This is a genomic window from Burkholderia sp. Ed8 (assembly GCF_040761425.1).
GTDB classification, from domain to species: domain Bacteria; phylum Pseudomonadota; class Gammaproteobacteria; order Burkholderiales; family Burkholderiaceae; genus Burkholderia; species Burkholderia seminalis.
Window position 1 is genome coordinate 2,095,398 of the sequence record NZ_CP142885.1, and the last position, 18,326, is coordinate 2,113,723.

An 18,326-nucleotide genomic window follows, 5' to 3' on the forward strand; every position below is an offset into this window, starting at 1 on the left:
CCGGGCCGCGCTCGTTTACGTCCCTTCACCCGCCCGCGTTCACGTCACGCCATCGTTACCGGACCGGAATCACGAGATGCTGGCCCGCCAGGATCAGGTTCGGATTGGCAAGGTTGTTGCGGCGCTGGATCTCGCGATAGCGCTGGCCGCTGCCGAGCTTGCTCGCCGCGATCATGTTCAGCGTGTCGCCCGCCTTCACCACGTACGTATGTTCGCCCGATGCGGCCGCGGTCGTCACCGTCTGGTCGCTGACGAAGTATTTGCGCAACAGGTCGAGATACTGCGGCGACTGCTTGAGCTTCGCGATCGCGGCGTTCAGGTAGATCAGCAGATCCTGGTCGTCGGCGCGCACGCCGATCTTGTACGCGATGCTCGAGCCGTCGAGCTTGGTCACCGCGAATTTCAGGTCGGTATTCCTGATCGAGCTGACCGCGAACGGATAGTCGTAGATGAACGCGTCGACCGTGCGGCCGTCGATGCTCTTCGCGATGAACGCCGGATCGGAATCGTCGACCTCGACGAAGTGCACGTTCGGATACTGGCGCGTGACGAACGCGCGCACGTCGGGGTCGCCCTTCAGGATGCCGACCGTCTTGCCGACGAGATCGTCGGTCGAGCGGATCGCCGAGCCTTGCCGCACGATCAGCGAATAGCCGAAATCGTCGACGTACGGCACTGAATAAACGACGCCGGCCGGCGAGTTGTCCGGGAACGTCAGCCCGTCCATCGCGACGTCGACCACGTGGTTCCCCTTCGCGTCGGTATCGAGCAGCTGTTTCGGCACGCCCGGGTACGTGTCGACCTCGTGGCGCGTATCGACGACGACCGGCTTGCCGCCGCGCGAGAACGACGGATCCGCGAACAGCAGCCGCGCGAATTCGACGTTGAAGCCGTGCGGTGCCCCCTTGTCCTCGCCGAAGAACGGCTCGCTCGGGTTCTGCACCGAGATTCGCACGATGCCGTTCTCGGCAATCGATTTCAGCGTGCTGGCCTGCGGCGTGAAGCCGGCCGGCAGCACGTTCGCCGACGGCGGTGTCTGCGCGGACTGCCCGGTGTCGACATTTTGGGCGGATGTCGAGGACGATGCCGCGTCATGCGCGGGAATCAGCGTCGACAGGCCGCCCTGATGCACGATCCATACGCCGACGAGCACGACCAGAAACGCGATTGCGCCAAGAAGTTTTTTCATGGTTGAGGGCCTGCGGGAAATTATTGTTGTTTGGACGGCAACTGCGCGGGGTTCGCCGCATCGAGTCCGGGCGCGCGGCCGCCGTTCAGCACCGCCTGCTGCTGCGCCTGCTTGACCTCGGGGTTATCCATCAGCGACGTCTCCATCTCGGAGAACGCCTTGTTGACCGAGCGCATCACCGAATCGACGGCCACGTCGGTCTTGATCTGCTCGAACGTATCGGACGCCTGCCGGCCCGCGAGCTTGTTCATCTTCTGCGCCGCCTGCGACATGTCCCACATCGCCTTCGCGCGGTCGATCGCCGCCGCGAAATTCTTCAGTTCGACCTGCACCTGCTTGTAGCGGCCCTCGCGAAACGCGAGCAGCTGCTTCATCGTGTCGAGCTGCGCGCGAAAGCGTGGCGCGTCGTCCGGGTACTGCTTCTCGAACAGTTCCGTCTTGCCCTCGAAGTTCTTCACCTCGGTACGAAACGCGGTGATGCTGTCCGCGAACTTCTGCGCGTCCTGGCGCTTTTCCGCGAGCTGGTTGATCAGCGTCTCGATCGGATTCGACTGCGCCTCCTCGACGATCATCTTCACCTTCTGGTTCGCGAGCTTCATCGCGACGACCGGCGCCAGATAAATCGCGCCGAGACCGATCACGCCCGCCGTGACCAGCGCGATCACCCCCTTCAGGATGAACAGCGCGGCCGGTGCCGCGATCGCGACGCCGGCGACGATGATCGCCCACTTGATCAGCTTGACCTTGCCACTCCCCGAACTGCCGTTTGCTTCATTCGAAAGCTGCGACATGAGTTTTTCTCCTGGAACCTCGAACCGAACTGCGTACGTGTGCTTTTTCAAGCTCAATCGAAATGCTTCGGACTCCGGTGCCGCCCGGCAGACAGGCAAGCCGGCGGCGCAATGCAAGGATGGGCGCGTGCGGACGTCACGAGACGCCGGTGTAGGCGCCGTTCGGAATGCGGTGATCGGGGGCGGCGGGCGACGGTGCGATGCGGCAGGCCGAACCGGCGCCGTTCATCGTCGCGGCCCGTGCGCGGACGGGAAAGTGTACCGACGTGCGGTACGAAACGGGATGACGGATACGTGACGCGGCGGGCGTCGGGTGAAGCGTCGTCGCGGCGCGCGAACGGATGCGGCGCCGGTATTCCGGTACGAGGGCGTAAAGGCTCATCGTTGTTCTTTTGCGTGTCGCGGGTGCAGGAACCGCGCGGCCGGCGCGTCCCGCTCCAAATGCACGAACGTATCCTGCGCCGACCGGCATTCAGCGTCAAGCGGTCGGCATGGCCCGTGGCTTTCCCGATCGAAAGCGTGCACCGCACGTCAACTTTCAACGCCGTAAGCATGTTGCCGGCACGGCAAGCGCCCGTGCCCGGTCAGGATTGCTTGGCATCGTCCCGCAGCCTGCGGCCGGCCGGCAGCTACGTCGCGGCGTCGGGCGAGGTGCGCGCATCGAACCCGTAGAGCGCCGCCGGATTGTCGACGAGAATCGTACGGGCCGCCGCGTCGTCCGCGGCACAGGCGTACAGCCAGCCCAGCAGGTTTGCATCGTCGGGCACTGGCGACGCATTCGGGTGCGGCCAGTTGCTGCCCCACACGCAACGCGCCGCGTGCTCGCGCGCGAGCACCGCGGCGAGGCGCGCGACGTCGCCGTAACCGGGCGCACCGGACTGCGACGTTTCGTAAGGTGCGGACAGCTTCACCCACACGTGGCCGCGATCGAGCAGGCGCCGCAACGCGACGAACGCCGGCGCCTCCGTTTCAACCGGCGTCAGGAACTTGCCCGTGTGATCGATCACGACACGCGCCGGCAACGACGCCAGCATCGACCCGACGTCCGGCAGCGTCCGGCCGTCGAGCTGCACGTCGACGTGCCAGCCGAGCGGCGCGATCCGCGCGGCCAGGCGTTCCAGTTCGTCCCAGCGCGCGACGCCGCCTGCGAGCGTCATGAAGCGCACGCCGCGGATACCGGCCGCATGCAGCCGCTCGAGCTCGGCGTCCGGCACGTCGACCGGCACCGTCGCGACGCCGCGCGCCTGCGGGCCGAACGCGGCCAATGCGTCAAGCGTGCAGCGGTTGTCGAAGCCATAGCCGGTCGGCTGCACGACGACCACACGTGTGAGACCGAGCGCCTGTTGCATGCGCCGATACGCGTCCACCGGCGCATGCGGGGGACGGAAGGTCGCCGTCGGCGCGAGCGGATACGCATCGTCGTAGATATGGATATGGCAATCGCACGGGTTCGGCGGCCGACCGCCCGTCGTGTCGTGCGTCATCGCACGCCCCGTGCGGCAGACGCGACGGCCGAACGCCAGCGCTCCAGCCGCGTCGCCTGCGCCGCGTTGACGGCGCCGGTCGGCACGCGCCCATCGAGCAGCGCGGCGAGCTGGTCGACCGTCTCCAGCGCCTGATGCTCGATCGCCGGCAGCGTCAGCCCGCCGATGTGCGGGGTCGCGATGACGCGCGGATGCGCGGCCAGCGCGGGCGTCGGCATCTGGTCCGCCGCGCGGCCGACGTCGAGCGCGCAGCCGGCCAGCCGGCCGCCGTCGAGCGCGTCGGCCAGCGCCTGCTCGTCGACGAGTTCGCCGCGGGACGCATTGATGAAGCACGCGCCCGGCTTCATCGCGGCGAATGCCGCCGCATCGATCAGGTTCGCGGTGGCCGGCGTGGCCGGGGCAAGGCAGACGACGTAATCCGCGTCGCGCAGCAACGTGGCGGAGTCGACCTGTTCGAGCGGCCGCGCATCGACCTGCACGTACGGATCGCTGACGAGCACGCGCATGCCGAGCGCCGTCGCGATCGGTGCGAGATGGCGCGCGATCTGCCCGTAGCCGATCAGGCCGAGCGTGCTGCCGCGCAATTCGCGCCCCATCCGGGGCGCGGGCGGCGCGCCACGATGGTACGCGTCCGCGTAGCCACCGATCCCGCGCGCGAGGTCGATCATCGCGCCGACCACCCATTCGGCGACGGCCGGCCCGAAGCCGGGGCTCGCCTGCGTGACCAGCACGCCGAACGCGCTCGCCGCGGCGACGTCGACCGTGCGGATGTCGACCGCGCAACGCAGGAACGCGGCGAGTACCGGCAGCCCCGCGAACAGCGCGCGCGGTGCCGGGGTCTGCCGGTACGCGACGATCGCGTCGCATCCCTGCGCGGCGGCAATCAGCTCGTCCGTGTCGAGTTCGCGATCGTGCGGGTTGCAGGCGACATCCGCGATCGCGCGCAGCGCGTCGAGCGCCCTGGCGCCGAAGTAGTGGTCGATCATCCCGACCGGATGCGTGACGTAGACGCGCGTCATGCGCGGCCTCCGCTCGTGCCGGCCGCATGCGGCGGCGGCGCCACCGACGCGCGCTCGACGAGCGTCACGTCCGCGAACACGCATTGCCCGGCGGCCGACGGCGCGTCGCCCTCCTGCCGCATCACGCGCCGCACCATCTCGCCGGCCATTTCGGTAACGGGCAATTGCACCGTGGTCAGCGCCGGCCACGAGATCGCCGACAGGAAATGACCGTCCATCCCGACGACGGATACATCGTCCGGCACCCGCAACCCGCCGTCGCGCAGCCCCGCCATCAGGCCGAGCGCGAACAGGTCGTTGACCGCGACGATGCCGGTCGGCCGTGCGGGATCGGCCGCGAGCTCGACGCCGAGCGCACGCCCGACATCGACGATCACCGAATCGCCGTATTCGTTGGCGGGGCCGCCGTCGAGCACGCGCGCCTGGGTGGCGCCGCCCGCCTCGCCTGCCACGGCGAGAAAGCCGCGGATCTTGTCGCTGCGGCTCACGGTGATGCCGGCCACCGTCGCGAACGCGAGCCGCGTATGACCCGCCTCGACGAGGCGGCGCGTCGCGAGCCGCGCGGCCGCCTCGTTGTCGGCCGTCACATGGTCGACCTTCGATGGCTCGCCGGGCGTCGCGCGGCGGTCGTAGCTGACAACCGTCATCCCGCGTTCGGCCGCGCGCTCGAGGTGACTTTCGTCGGCGAGCGACGAGATCACGATCACGCGCCGCACGCCATGCGCGTAGAGATCGTCGAAGAACGACGCCTCCTTGCGCGCGTCGCGATACGTGTTGCCGATCAGCACGCGATGACCGTACTGTTCCTGCGCGCAGGCCTCGACCTCGCGCGCGATGTAGCCGTACATCGGGTTCGCCATCGACGGCACCAGCAGCCCGACGAGCGGCGTCTGCCCCGTCTTGAGCTGGCGCGCGAGCGTGCTCGGCCGGTACCGCAGCGCGTCCATCGCGGCCTTCACGCGTTCGAGCGTTTCCGGCTTCATCTGATCGGTACGGCCGTTGAGCACGTTCGAAACCGTGCTGACCGAAACGGCCGCATGACGGGCCACGTCCTGAATCGTACTCATGTCGTCTTGCATGGAACGGGCTACAGGCCGAAACGGGCCGGCAGCCACAACGAAAACGCCGGTGCGAAGATCAGCGCCACCAGGGCGACGAACAGCACCAGCAGGTATTTCACCATCGGCCGGGCCACGCGCCCGACCTCGGTGCCCGTGATCGCGCACGTCGTGAACAACCCGAGGCCGACCGGCGGCGCGAACAGCCCGAACCCCATCGCCACCACCACGACCGTACCGAAATGCAGCGGGTTGATGCCGAGCTGCAGCGCGATCGGCGCGAGCAGCGGCCCGAAGATGATCAGCGCGGGCGCGCCTTCGAGCACGGCGCCGAACACGATCATCAGCAGCGCCGACAACAGCAGGAACATCGTCGCGCCGTACTGATGGGCGAACGCCGTCATTGTGCCCGAGACGAGCGCCGGAATCTGCTCGATCGACAGCGCGAACGACACGCTCGACGCCGCCGCGACGATGAACAGGATGCCGCTCGCCATCGATGCGGCGCGCACGAACACGCGGCCGACCGAACGCCACGTCAGTTCGCGGAACGCGAGCCAGCCCACGACGAGCGCGTAGACCACCGCAAACGCGGACACCTCGGTCGACGTCGCGACACCCGACGTCACGCCCTTGCCGATCATCGCGACCATGACCAGCGCGACGAGCGCGCCGCCCGCGAGCGGCAGCCACGCGCGACGCTCGACGAACACCTCGGCCACGTCGATCTTGCGCCCGGTGATCACCGTCACGACCGCGAGCGACGCGGCCAGCACGGCCGCCGGCACGATCCCGGCGACGAACAGCCCGGCGATCGAGATGTTCGCGACGAAGCCCATGATGATCATGTTCACGCAGGGCGGAATCGTCTCGGCCATCACCGCGCTGCACGCGAGCAGCGCGGCGGTTTCGTTCGGGTCCTGCCGTGCGCGGCGCACGGCGGGCATCACGACGCCGCCCACCGCCGCGATATCGGCCAGCTTCGAGCCCGACACGCCGGAAAAACACGCGGTCGCGAAAATCACGATCAGGCCGAGCCCGCCCCGCACGCGTCCGAACATCCGCAGCAGCAACTCGACGAGCCGCGCGGACATGCCGTTGGACTCCATCAGCAGCCCCGCCAGCACGAAGAACGGCACCGCCAGCAGCACGAAGTGATCGGCACCGGCCATCACCTGTTGCGAGTAGACGAGCAGCGGCAGCGTCGGATCCGCGAGGAAATACAGCAGCGCGGAAAACGCCAGTACGAACCCGATCGGCACGCCGAGCACCAGCCCGCCGACGAAGCCCGCGACGAGCAGCGTGCCCGGCGCGACCGCATGCGCGGGCCACAGTGCGTTCCAGCCGTACACGGCGACCGCGAGCGCCGCACAGCACGCGAACGTGCCGATCACACGGCGGCGCGGCGCGTTCAGCGCATTGGCGAGTGCGAATACCGTCATGAACAGCGCGCCGAACATCATCGGATACCCGTTGATCCAGCCCGGCAAGCCGCCCGTCGTCATCTGGTCGTACGAATCCGCGAGCAACTGGCACGACGACACCAGCAGGTTCAGCGCGACGGCCGCCACGATCCAGTGACCGACCTGGATCAGCGCGCCCTGCCAGCGTGCCGGCAGCCGGCCGCGAAACACGTCGATGCCGACATGCTGGCTGCGCCCCAGCACCGTCGCCGCGCCGAAGAACACCAGCACGATCATCAGCGCACTGGCCACTTCCTCGGCCCAGTCGACCGGGTCGTGCAGGAAATAGCGGAACACGACCGACACGAACACGACGAGCACGTCGACGGCGAGCACCGCCGCCGACAGGATTTCAATCCAGCGCAGCGCCGCATCGAGCACGCGGGCGGCGCGATGCGCCGGTTGGCCTGCAGCGGGCGCCGACGCGGCACCCGAGACGGAATGCATGTCCATCGCTCAACCCCGCGCGGCGGCGATCGCCGGAAACAGCGGCGCGGTGGCCGGATACTGCTTCGCGAACGCGACATACAGGCGGTCGCGCATCGTCTGCCGCAGCACCGCGCGCTCGGCATCGGCCAGCGGATAAAACGACATGCCGCGCTGCTTCAGCGCCTGCTCCGCCTGCGCGGCCTTCTGCGCGGCAATCGCACGCTGCTGCACGGTCGCGTCGGCCACCGCGCGCTCGAACGCCGGCCGCAGATGAGCCGGAATCCGGTCGAGCGCACGCCGCCCCATCACGACGGTCATCGCCGCGAACACGTGGTGCGACTGCCAGCACGACTTCACGGTCTCGTCGAAGCGGCTCGCGAGCACCGTGGCGGGATCGTGTTCCAGACCGTCGACGACGCCCGTCTGCACGGCCATGTACAGCTCGCCGAACGGAATCGGCGTCGGCACCGCGCCCATCGCCTTGAAGGTGTCCATGAACGCGGGCGTCGGCAGCACGCGCAACTTCGTCCCCTTCAGTCCCGCCAGCGCCGTCACCGGCTGCTTCGTGAACACGCAGCGGCCGCCGAAATGCGAGCCCCAGGTCAGCACCGAACATCCGGCGCGCTTTTGCAGCAGCGTGTTCAGGCTCGTGCCGACCGGCCCGTCGAGCGCCTTCGCGACATGCGCGTAGCTGTCGAACAGGTAGCCGAGATCGAGCATCCCGAGCTCCGGCGCGATCGTGGCCCAGATCGACGAGCCCGCGATCATCATGTCGATCGCGCCGATCTTGACCTGCTGCACGACGTCGTTTTCCTTGCCGAGCTGGCTGTTCGGAAAGTAGTCGACCCGGATCGCATCGCCCACGCTCGCCTTCAGGTTCGCGGCGAGACGCTCGTACCACACGTAGTGCGCGGCGTTCCGGTCGGCCGGCATCGACGACGAGCAGCGCAGCGCGACGACCGGCTGCTGCGCGCGCACGCTTTCCGGCAAGCCGCCCGCGGCCGCGAGCGTGGCCGCCGACACCGTCTGCAGGAAGCGCCGCCGGGTGTAGGTATTCATGAGCCGTCTCCTTTGCAGTGCGCCTCGCGACGTCACTGTATCGATTTAGTGTATCGATACAGTAATACGATGACCGATAAGGAAAAATGAGGGTTTCCCCTGCCTAAAATGAAAACCAAGGGGGCGTGCAGCGCGTTTTTTCGCGAAAACCGGACAAAAATTGGCCGCTTGCCGCGCATTTTCGGCCGCAGCCGAAATAATTCGAACGGCGGATCGAATCGTCAGACGACAGACTTTTCGGCACACGCCGGCGCCCGCTCGTGCGAGCAAACGCCGCTAGACGCCCACGTCGTCCGTGCTCTCGGTCAGAAACCGCTCGACCATCGCGTTGAACACCGGCAGCGCCGGATTGTCGTTGTCCGCCCGCCACGCGAGATACAGCTCGGCCGCGACATTGACGCCCGCCAGCGGCCGGAACACCACGCCGTCGACATGAAGCTCGCGCGCCGATGCCGGCACCAGCGCCGCGCCGAGCCCCGCGCGCACGAGGCCGAGGATCGTATGCGTCTGCCCCACGTAATGCAGGTAGTTCGGCAGCCGCCCGGCGCCCGCGAACATCCCCGAGATCATGTCGTGGAAGTACTTCCCCTCGTTCGGCGAGTACGCGATGAACGGCTGCCGGTCGAGCTCGTCGGGGCCGATCTGCTCGTAGCCGGCGAGCGGCGCGCCTTGCGCGACCGCGACGAGCATCGGCTCGCGCTGCACGAGCCGGTATTCCAGCGGCTGGCGCGCCGCGCGCTGGCGCACGAAACCCGCGTCGAGCATCCGCGACGCGAGCGCGTCGATCTGCACGGTCGACACCATTTCGCGCAATTCGACGTCGACGTCCGGCAGCGCATGCGCGGCGTGCGCGAGCAGCACCGGAATCATCCGGTACGCACTGACGGCCGTGAAGCCGAGCGTGATGCGGCCGGCCCCGCCGTGCGCGACGCGCTGCGCGGCCTGCTCGGCCCGTGCCGAGAATTCGAGGATGTGCCGCGCATCGCGCAGGAAGCGCTCGCCGGCCGCGGTCAGGCTGACCTGCCGGCTGCTGCGTTCGAGCAGCGCGATGCCGAGCGCGTGCTCGAGCAGCTGGATCTGCCGGCTGAGCGGCGGCTGGGTCATGAAGAGCCGCTTGGCCGCGCGGCCGAAATGCAGTTCCTCGGCCACCGCGACGAAGCAGCGAAGCTGGTGTAGTTCAATCATCCAAATCTTGAATCAATCGATAGTCTTTTGATGTTAGAGCGATATCGATGCGATTCCTATACTCGGTTCCACCTGATGCACGGCCCGCGCCGAACACGACGACCGAGACCTTCATGACCATCGACATCCTGCTGACCCAGCCGCTCCCCGACACCATCGACGCCGAACTGTCCGCCCGTTACGCGGTGCACCGGCCGTATGCTGCCGCGCAACCCGACGCGCTGCTCGATCGCGTGGCCTCGCGCATTCGGGGTGTCGTGACCGGCGGCGCGAACGGCCTGTCCGCCGCGCTGATGGACCGGCTGAGCGCGCTCGAGATCGTCGCGATCAACGGCATCGGCACCGATGCGGTCGATCTCGATCGCGCCCGCGCACGCGGCATCCACGTGACGACGACACCCGACGTGCTGACCGACGACGTGGCCGACATGGCGCTGGGGCTGATCCTGATGACGCTGCGCGACCTCGGCGCCGGCGAGCGGATCGTGCGCGCCGGCCGCTGGGGCAAGACGGCCCAGCCGCTCGCGACGCAGGTCACCGGCAAGCGGCTCGGCATCGTCGGGCTCGGCCGCGTCGGCCGCGCGATCGCGCAGCGCGCGCAGGCGTTCCGGATGCCCGTGAGCTACTTCGGCCCGCGCGAGCACCGCGACAGCAGCTATCGCTACGTGCCCGATCTCGCCGCCCTCGCGCGCGACAGCGACGTGCTCGTGATCGCGGCATCGGCCGATCACGGCAACGTGCTCGTGACGGCCGACGTGCTCGCCGCGCTCGGCCCGCAAGGATTCCTGATCAATGTCGCGCGCGGCAAGCTGGTCGACGAGGCCGCGCTCGTACGCGCGCTGGCCGACGGCACGATCGCCGGCGCCGGCCTCGACGTGTTCGCGAACGAGCCGCACGTCCCGGCCGCGCTGCTCGAACTCGACCGCGTCGTCGTGCAGCCGCACCGCGCGAGCGCCACGCACGAAACGCGCGAAGAGATGGGCCGGATCGTGCTCGCCAACCTCGCCGCGTGTTTCGCGGGCCAGCGCCCGCCGACCAGCGTCACCGGCTGACCGCGGCGCGGCCGTACGGCCGGCATCCTCGATACGACAACCGATGCCTCCGCCCGACGGAGGCCAGGAGACACGCATGCCCAATCGATCCAGCGGCGCCGCCCTCGCCGCCTCCCCCGCCGCGTCGCGCACGATCGGCCGCGTCCGCTACACGGTCCTCGCGCTGATTTTCGCGGTCACCGTCATCAACTACGCGGATCGCGCGACGATGTCGATCGCCGGCACCGGCGTCGCGCACGACCTCGGGCTGACGCCCGTGCAGCTCGGTATCGTCTTTTCCGCGTTCGCCTGGGCCTATGCGATCGGCCAGGTCCCGGGCGGCTGGCTGCTCGACCGCTTCGGCGCGCGGCGCGTGTACGGCCTGAGCCTGCTGCTGTGGTCGGTCTTCACGATGCTGCAGGGCACGGTCGGCTGGCTCGCCGTGCAGGGTGCGGGCGCGACGCTCGCGCTGTTCGTCATGCGCTTCATGCTCGGCCTCGTCGAATCGCCGGCCTTCCCCGCCAATTCGCGGATCGTCGCCTGCTGGTTCCCGACCGCCGAACGCGGCACCGCGTCGGCGCTGTTCAATTCCGCGCAGTACATGGCCGTCGTGCTGTTCACGCCCGCGATGGCCTGGCTCACGCACGCGCTCGGCTGGGAGCACGTGTTCCTGTGGATGGGGTTGCTCGGCATCGCGCTCGCGGCGCTGTGGTTCGCGTGGTATCGCGAACCTCACGGCCACCCGCGCGTGACCGATGCGGAGCGTGACTACCTGCGCGCACACGGCGCGCTCGTCGATCTCGAGGCGAATCGCGTGCGCCACCGGCCGCGCGTGTCGTGGCACGACGCATCGCAACTGTTCCGCCACCGGAACCTGTGGGCGATCTATATCGGCCAGTACTGCATCACGGCACTCACGTACTTCTTCATCACGTGGTTTCCGATCTACCTGATCAAGGGGCGCGGGATGACGATCATGGAAGCCGGCTGGGTCGCCGCGCTGCCGGCGATCTGCGGGTTCACGGGCGGCGTGCTCGGCGGCGTGCTGTCGGACTGGCTGATCCGGCGTGGACTGCATCCGTCGAAGGCACGCAAGACGCCGTTCGTCGCGGGGATGGCGATGGCGACGCTGCTCGTGCTCGCGAACGGCGCGTCGTCGAACGCGATCGTGATCGCGCTGATGACGATCGCGTTCTTCGGCAAGGGGCTGGCGGCGGTCGGCTGGGCCGTGCTCGCCGATACGGCGCCGGAAGGCATGGTCGGGCTGAGCGGCGGCGTGTTCAACGGCCTCGGCAACATCGCCGGGATCGTCACGCCGCTCGCGATCGGCTACTTCGTCGCCAGCACGGGTTCGTTTGCCGGCGCGCTGTGGTTCGTCGCCGCGCACGGGCTGATCGGCATCGCCGCATACACGTGGCTCGCGGGCCGCTTCGAGCGGATCCGCATCACGCCGGCCGCGTGAACGCCGCCGCCGCGCGCAGGCGCGCCGTCACGCGCGCTTGCGGCCGCCCGGAGCCGGTTCGATCGTCAGCCGCTCGAGCTCGCGCAGGTCGTTCTCCAGCGCAGGCGTGAGCGTCGTGCGCAGGTGATCGAGGAAGGTGCGGATCTTCGCGTCGAGATAACGGCGCGTCGCATACACGGCGTACACGCTCACCGTCTGCAGCCGATACTCGGGCAGCACGCGGATCAGCCGCCCTTCGCGAATGTCGTCGAGCACCGTGTACAGCGCGACGCACGCGATCCCGCGCCCGGCGCGCACCGCGACGCACAGCGCGTCCGGCACGTTGACCTGGAACGGCGCCGGCTGCAGTTCGTAGACCGCCTCCTCGCCGTCGCTGCGCTCGAGCCGCCATTCGCCGGCCGGCGACGCCGGCGTGTCGAGGCGCAGGCACACGTGGTTCGGCAGTTCGTCGGGCGTCTGCGGCGTACCGTGCCGCGCCAGGTATTCGCGCGACGCGACGAGCACGCTGCAGCTCGTGCCGCAGGTCTGCGCGACATAACCTGAATCGGGCAGTTGCGACGCCGTCACGATCGACACGTCGTAACCCTCCTCGACGAGATTCGGCATCCGCTGCGCAAGCGTCAGTTCGACCGACACGTCGGGATTGTCCTCCTGGTACCGGACGATCGACGACACGACATGGCTCTGCCCGAGCCCCGTCATCGCATGGATGCGCATCTTGCCGCTCGGCCGCAGCAGCGCGTTGCGCGCCTCGGCGTTCGCGTAGTCGATTTCCGCGAGGATCGACTTCGCGCGCTCGAAATAGCGTTCGCCGCTTTCGGTCAGACCGAGGTGGCGCGTCGTGCGATGCAGCAGGCGCGTCTGTACGTGCGCTTCGAGGTTCGAGACCGCGCGCGACACCTGCGCGGTGGTCGCGTCGATTTCCTTCGCGACCGCAGTAAAACTGCCGGCTTCGACAACGCGCACGAACAGGCGCATGTTTTCGAGCATGTCCATTGGATTGGCTTGGGGAGAGTCAGTGGGGAGGCGTCGGCGGCGCTCGCGTCAGAGGGGAAACGGAACGCGGCCGCGAACCACGTCGAATCGATCAGCGAGCCGGGGAAAAGGCGGGAGAGCGGGCATCGCGTACGTGGTTCTGGCATGACGGGGGATTCAGTGGCCGGAATTGTACGCCGCCGCAGACAAATTTGCGCGATTGTCCGCCCCCGAAGCTTTCATCGGACGAAAGGTTTTCGCAAGACTCGGGCTCCCCCCGTGCGCAACGGCTTGATGCCGCGCGGCAATTTATATCACAACACGATATAATTCCGCTCTCGTCACCGCGCGCGCACCGCGCCGTCACTTTTACCGCTCGCCCGTTCATGTCACCAGGCTCCCCTCCATCGCGCCGCACGTTGCGGCAATGGCTGCACGGCTTCCTTCCGCATCCGATATCGCTTGGCTGGCGCGAACGCCTGCGTTCGTGCACGGGTGCGCTCGTGGGAATCGCGACGGTCGGCGCGACGATGCGGCTGCTACCCGGCGGGCCGGGCCTCGTGCCGCTGCTCGTCGCGCCGATGGGGGCATCGGCGGTGCTGCTGTTCGCGGTGCCGGCAAGCCCGCTCGCGCAGCCGTGGTCGATCATCGGCGGCAATCTCGTCGCGGCGACGGTCGGCGTTGCCTGCGCGCAATGGATCGCCGATCCGGTCACCGCCGCCGCGGTCGCGATCGCGTGCGCGATCGGCGGCATGTTCGCGCTGCGCTGCGTGCACCCGCCGTCGGGCGCCGTCGCGCTCACAGCCGTGGTCGGCGGCCCGGCCATCCACTCGCTCGGCTTCCGTTTCGTGCTGGAGCCGATCGCGCTGCAATCGGCGATCCTGCTGTCGGCCGCGCTCGCGTATCACGCGCTGACCGGGCATCGCTACCCGCATGGCGGCGTACATCCCGAAGCGAAACCGCGGGCGGGCGGCGCCGTGCCGGCGCACGGCGGCTTCACGCGCGGCGATCTCGACGCGGTGCTGAAGCGCCGCGGCGAATGGCTCGACATCGATCCGGACGATCTCGAAACGCTGCTGCGCGAAACCGAGATGCAGGCCTATACGCGCACGTTCGGCCAGCTCACTTGCGCCGACCTCATGACGAAACACGCGATCGAGGTCGCACCGTCGACGTCGGTAACGGCCGCGCTGACACTGCTCGACCGTCACTGCGTGAAGGCACTGCCGGTGGTCGATGGCGAAGGCCGCCTGACCGGCATCGTCACGCGCGCCGACCTCACGCGCCAGCCGCGCCGCCCGGCCCCGCTGTGGCAACGCCTGTTCGCGCGGCTGCCGCAATCGCTCGGCGGCCGGCCTGCGAGCGTCGCCACCGTGATGACGCGCGACGTCGCGTGCGTGCCGGAAACGATGCCGCTCACCGCGCTCGTGCCGCTGTTCACGCATTCGGGCCACCACCACATTCCGGTCGTCGATGCGTCGCGCCGGCTCGTCGGGATCATGACGCAGACGGATCTCGTGACGGGCCTTTATCGGCAGACCCAAATGCTCGAGGCCGCGTAACGCACGTGACGCCACAAAACGGCTGACGCAGCGCGGACCGTCTCCATTCCGCCCAATATCGTTCACTTATATCATGTTGTGATATATTTGACGCCACCGAAACCGCCCGTACGACCGACCTCGATGAACGATACCCGACGCGCGCTGAACAAGAGCGATTTCCAGCAACTGTCCGAGTTCCGTTACCAGATGCGCCGCTTCGAGCGCTTCTCCGAACGCGCCGCGCAAAGCGAAGGCGTGACGCCGCTGCAATACCTGCTGCTGCTGCACATCAAGGGCTATCCGCATCGCGAATGGGCGACCATCGGCGAGCTCGCGGAACGCCTGCAGGCGCAGCATCACGGCGTCGTCGCGCTGGTGACGCGCTGCGAAGCGCTCGGGCTCGTGAAGCGCAAGCCGAGCGAAGCCGATCGCCGCCAGGTCGAGGTCCACCTCGAGCCGGCCGGCGAAACGCTGCTCGCCCGCCTCGCGGCCATGCATCGCGCCGAGCTGAAGTCGCTCAAGGACACGTTCCAGGTGCCCCGGATCGATTACTGACCCTTGCCCTTGCCACGCCGATGAACGCACCACACAAACGCGATTTCGCGCCCAACGAACGCCTGCCCGGGATCGCGTTGCTTGCCGCCGGGATCGGCCTGCTCAGCACGCTCGCCGCGTTCGTGCTGTCGAGCCTGATCCACCTGTTCACGAACCTGTTCTTCTTCCAGCAGCTCTCGTTCGCCGACCGCTCCCCGGCGAACAACACGCTCGGCGCATGGGTGATCGTGATCCCGGTGATCGGCGGGCTGATCGTCGGGATGATGGCGCGCTTCGGTTCGCGGAAGATCCGCGGCCACGGCATTCCCGAAGCGATCGAGGCGATCCTGTTCGGCAAGAGCCGCATGTCGCCGAAGGTCGCGATCCTGAAGCCGCTGTCGTCCGGCGTCGTGATCGGCAGCGGCGGCCCGTTCGGCGCCGAAGGCCCGATCATCATGACGGGCGGCGCACTCGGCTCGCTGGTCGCGCAATGCGTGCACGTGACCGCCGCCGAGCGCAAGACGCTGCTCGTGGCCGGTGCGGCCGCCGGCATGACGGCCGTGTTCGGCACGCCGGTCGCCGCGGTGCTGCTCGCGGTCGAGTTGCTGCTGTTCGAATGGCGTCCGCGCAGCTTCCTGCCGGTCGCGCTGGCGTGCGCGGTGGCCGGGTTCGCACGCGCGGTGTGCTTCGGCGTCGATCCGCTGTTTCCGCTGACGACGGCCGTGCCGACGCCCGTCGCGCTGCTGTCGTGCATCGTCGCCGGCCTGCTGTCGGGCATGCTCGCGTGCGGCCTGTCGGCGGCGCTCTATCGCGTCGAGGACACCTTCGCGAAGCTGCCTGTGCACTGGATGTGGTGGCCCGCGCTTGGCGCGATCGCGATCGGCATCGGCGGCTGGCTCGAACCGCGCGCGCTCGGCGTCGGCTACGACGTGATCGGCGATCTGCTTCATCAGCACATCGCGTTGAAGATCGCACTTGCGCTGCTGGTCGTGAAGGCCGTGATGTGGGTGATCGCGCTCGGCTCGGGCACGTCGGGCGGCGTGCTGGCGCCGCTCCTGATGCTCGGCGCCGGCCTCGGCACCGTGCTGTCGCCGATGCTGCCGGGCGGCGATCCGGCGCTGTGGCCGCTCGTATGCATGGCCGCGACGCTCGGTGCCACGCTCGGCGCTCCGCTGACCGCGATCGTGTTCGCATTCGGCCTCACGCACGACGCGAACGCGCTGCTGCCGCTGCTCGCGGCGACGCTCGTCGCGCACGGTTTCTCGACCATCGTGATGAAGCGTTCGATCATGACGGAGAAGATCGCGCGTCGCGGCTATCACATCTATCGCGAATACGGTGTCAATCCGCTCGAGCGCCATGACATCGGCGAAGTCATGACGTCGGCCGATCGGGTCGTCGCGATCGACGGCGCGACGACGCTCGCTACCGTCGAGTCGCGCTACTTCGGCGCGAAGCAGACGCATCGCGCGTACCCGGTCGTGCAGCACGGCCGCCTGCTCGGCCTCGTCGATCGTGCGACGCTCGATGCGCGGCGCGCAGAGGCAGGCGCCGAGTCGCCGATCTCCGATGCATTCGCCAACCGCGTGCCGGTCGTCGCGCTCGCGCACGAAACGTGCCGCGTCGTCGCATCGCGACTCGCGATGCTCGGCCTCGAACGCCTGCCCGTCGTCGACGACGAGCAATCGCTGCGCGTCATCGGCATCGTGTCGCGCAGCGACCTGATCAAGCCCGCGCGCCAGCACTTCGACGACGAACAGAAGCGCGAGCGCTTCCGCCCCATCGTCCCGGCCAACCTGCGCGACGCAGGCACCCGCGAGGCGGGCTGATGCCCCCGCGTGCTGCATCGCATTCGGTCGCGTCCCGCGTTTAAAGTTGGTTAACAGTTCGACGGGCGAAAGTTTGTCATGATGGTGTCCATGCGACGGGGCCATCAATCAGCCATTCCACTTCGCCATCTGATAAAGAGTCGCGGCACGGCATGCACGCACATGCCGTTTGCCGCGGCCGTCACGACACCACACGACCGGACCGCGCGCCGACCGGGCAACACATGACGTCGAGTCGCAGACGACGCATGCCGCATCGCAGCAACGCTGCACAGCACCGGAGCCGCCATTTGGCAAGCGCGTTAACAACTTGTTTCGGAATAGCCGGAACCGTGCTCGCCCGATGCGATCTCACTAGCACGCAGTACTACTGCGGATCCCACCTAATCAATCACGACTCGAGGGAGATAACGTGAACGCGAAATACTTACCGCTCATCGCATTGACCGTGGCATTTTCTGCTCATGCAGCCGATTCTGCCCTGCAGAACGTGGGACAAAGCCAAAAGCCCGCCGACCAGGTCGCGCAGTGCATCGCCAAGACGTGGGCCGACAAGTCGCAACAGCAAGTGACGTCGCAGTACGAACTGGCGAACGGCCTCGCCATGGCCGTTTATGCACCGGACCAGCAGCCGCCGAACGGCGCTGCCGCCGTGGTGCGCCCGGCCAACGCCGCGAACGCGAAAACCTGGGTCGGTTTCCGCGGCGGCGATGCCTCGTCGGCCGGCGACATCAACGCCTGCCTGTAAATCGAACAGGCGCTCCGGATGGCCTTGCGCCATCCGCTTGCGACAAGCCCCGTTTCGACGGGGCTTTTTCTTTTCTGCCGCCCGCGCTTACAGGTAGCTGCAGACGTAATCGAGCGTCTCGAGCACTTCGATGTCGAAGCGGCTCTTGCCCGGCACCGAGAACGACTCGCCGGCGCCATAGGTTTGCCATTCGCTGCTGCCGTCGAGCTTCACGCGGCACTTGCCGGCCTGCACTTCCATCAATTCGGGCGCGTCCGTACCGAAGTTGAGCGCGCACGGCAGGATCACGCCGAGCGTCTTGCGCGTGCCGTCCGGGAAGAGCACGGTATGCGACACGCACTTGCCGTCGAAATAGACGTTCGCGCGTTTGACGACCGATACGTTGTCGAATTGGGTTGCACTGGTCATGTGATGCCTCTGATTGCTGGATGCCGGATAGTGATGGATTGGAGGCCGGCCGGAGCGGCGGGCCGGCCGATATCATACCGGCTCGCGCGGCATACGTCGGAACGGCCGGCCGCCGGTC

General features: G+C 68.1%; 17 protein-coding genes. 6 read left to right on the forward strand and 11 right to left on the reverse strand.

Annotation, left to right across the window (positions count from 1 at the left end; all coding sequences use genetic code 11):
- Positions 1–55 precede the first annotated feature (55 nt).
- The 9 genes from VXM69_RS09605 to VXM69_RS09645 form a co-directional block, all read right to left on the reverse strand.
- Positions 56–1,189, reverse strand: coding sequence for a transporter substrate-binding domain-containing protein (locus VXM69_RS09605; RefSeq protein WP_034187871.1), 1,134 nt, complete (start codon positions 1,187–1,189; stop codon positions 56–58).
- Between the two features lie 20 nt (positions 1,190–1,209).
- Positions 1,210–1,980: a hypothetical protein gene (locus VXM69_RS09610; protein WP_034187872.1), complete on the reverse strand. Its 771-nt coding sequence runs from the start codon at positions 1,978–1,980 to the stop codon at positions 1,210–1,212.
- Between the two features lie 136 nt (positions 1,981–2,116).
- Positions 2,117–2,362, reverse strand: coding sequence for a hypothetical protein (locus VXM69_RS09615; RefSeq protein ID WP_367188490.1), 246 nt, complete (start codon positions 2,360–2,362; stop codon positions 2,117–2,119).
- A gap of 247 nt (positions 2,363–2,609) precedes the next feature.
- Positions 2,610–3,464 carry an amidohydrolase gene (locus VXM69_RS09620; protein WP_367188491.1) on the reverse strand — a complete coding sequence of 285 codons (855 nt, stop codon included), beginning with the start codon at positions 3,462–3,464 and terminating at the stop codon, positions 2,610–2,612.
- Positions 3,461–4,483, reverse strand: coding sequence for an NAD(P)-dependent oxidoreductase (locus tag VXM69_RS09625; RefSeq protein WP_367188492.1), 1,023 nt, complete (start codon positions 4,481–4,483; stop codon positions 3,461–3,463). The genes VXM69_RS09620 and VXM69_RS09625 overlap by 4 nt, the downstream gene beginning before the upstream one ends.
- Complete coding sequence (locus tag VXM69_RS09630; protein ID WP_034187876.1) at positions 4,480–5,562, reverse strand: LacI family DNA-binding transcriptional regulator; 1,083 nt, start codon at positions 5,560–5,562, stop codon at positions 4,480–4,482. The genes VXM69_RS09625 and VXM69_RS09630 overlap by 4 nt, the downstream gene beginning before the upstream one ends.
- Before the next feature lie 8 nt (positions 5,563–5,570).
- Complete coding sequence (locus VXM69_RS09635; RefSeq protein WP_082744620.1) at positions 5,571–7,457, reverse strand: TRAP transporter large permease subunit; 1,887 nt, start codon at positions 7,455–7,457, stop codon at positions 5,571–5,573.
- Between the two features lie 3 nt (positions 7,458–7,460).
- Entirely contained in the window at positions 7,461–8,492 is a 1,032-nt protein-coding gene (locus VXM69_RS09640; RefSeq protein WP_034187878.1) for a TRAP transporter substrate-binding protein, read from the reverse strand.
- 276 nt (positions 8,493–8,768) lie between these two features.
- The gene (locus tag VXM69_RS09645) at positions 8,769–9,677 is read right to left on the reverse strand and encodes a LysR substrate-binding domain-containing protein (RefSeq protein WP_034187879.1); all 909 of its coding nucleotides are present in this window, start codon (positions 9,675–9,677) and stop codon (positions 8,769–8,771) included.
- A gap of 113 nt (positions 9,678–9,790) precedes the next feature.
- Here VXM69_RS09645 and VXM69_RS09650 point away from each other — a divergent pair, with 113 nt between their 5' ends.
- Both VXM69_RS09650 and VXM69_RS09655 read left to right on the forward strand, forming a co-directional pair.
- Entirely contained in the window at positions 9,791–10,729 is a 939-nt protein-coding gene (locus VXM69_RS09650) for a 2-hydroxyacid dehydrogenase (protein WP_367188493.1), read from the forward strand.
- 76 nt (positions 10,730–10,805) lie between these two features.
- The gene (locus VXM69_RS09655) at positions 10,806–12,170 is read left to right on the forward strand and encodes an MFS transporter (RefSeq protein WP_343727189.1); all 1,365 of its coding nucleotides are present in this window, start codon (positions 10,806–10,808) and stop codon (positions 12,168–12,170) included.
- Between the two features lie 27 nt (positions 12,171–12,197).
- Here VXM69_RS09655 and VXM69_RS09660 read toward each other — a convergent pair whose 3' ends face one another.
- Positions 12,198–13,166 (reverse strand): LysR family transcriptional regulator, encoded by a 969-nt coding sequence (locus VXM69_RS09660; RefSeq protein ID WP_034187882.1) that lies wholly within the window; start codon positions 13,164–13,166, stop codon positions 12,198–12,200.
- 365 nt (positions 13,167–13,531) lie between these two features.
- Between VXM69_RS09660 and VXM69_RS09665 the strand changes: the two genes are divergently transcribed.
- The 4 genes from VXM69_RS09665 (at position 13,532) to VXM69_RS09680 (ending at position 17,800) form a co-directional block, all read left to right on the forward strand.
- A complete protein-coding gene (locus VXM69_RS09665) occupies positions 13,532–14,707 on the forward strand; it encodes an HPP family protein (protein WP_367188494.1) in 1,176 nt (391 codons plus the stop codon).
- Positions 14,708–14,830: 123 nt separating this feature from the next.
- Complete coding sequence (locus VXM69_RS09670; protein WP_034187884.1) at positions 14,831–15,244, forward strand: MarR family winged helix-turn-helix transcriptional regulator; 414 nt, start codon at positions 14,831–14,833, stop codon at positions 15,242–15,244.
- A gap of 20 nt (positions 15,245–15,264) precedes the next feature.
- Positions 15,265–17,052: a chloride channel protein gene (locus tag VXM69_RS09675; protein WP_367188495.1), complete on the forward strand. Its 1,788-nt coding sequence runs from the start codon at positions 15,265–15,267 to the stop codon at positions 17,050–17,052.
- A 412-nt stretch (positions 17,053–17,464) separates the two neighbouring features.
- Positions 17,465–17,800 (forward strand): hypothetical protein, encoded by a 336-nt coding sequence (locus tag VXM69_RS09680; RefSeq protein WP_367188496.1) that lies wholly within the window; start codon positions 17,465–17,467, stop codon positions 17,798–17,800.
- Positions 17,801–17,887: 87 nt separating this feature from the next.
- Here VXM69_RS09680 and VXM69_RS09685 read toward each other — a convergent pair whose 3' ends face one another.
- Positions 17,888–18,208: a pyrimidine/purine nucleoside phosphorylase gene (locus tag VXM69_RS09685; protein WP_006478890.1), complete on the reverse strand. Its 321-nt coding sequence runs from the start codon at positions 18,206–18,208 to the stop codon at positions 17,888–17,890.
- Positions 18,209–18,326 lie beyond the last annotated feature (118 nt).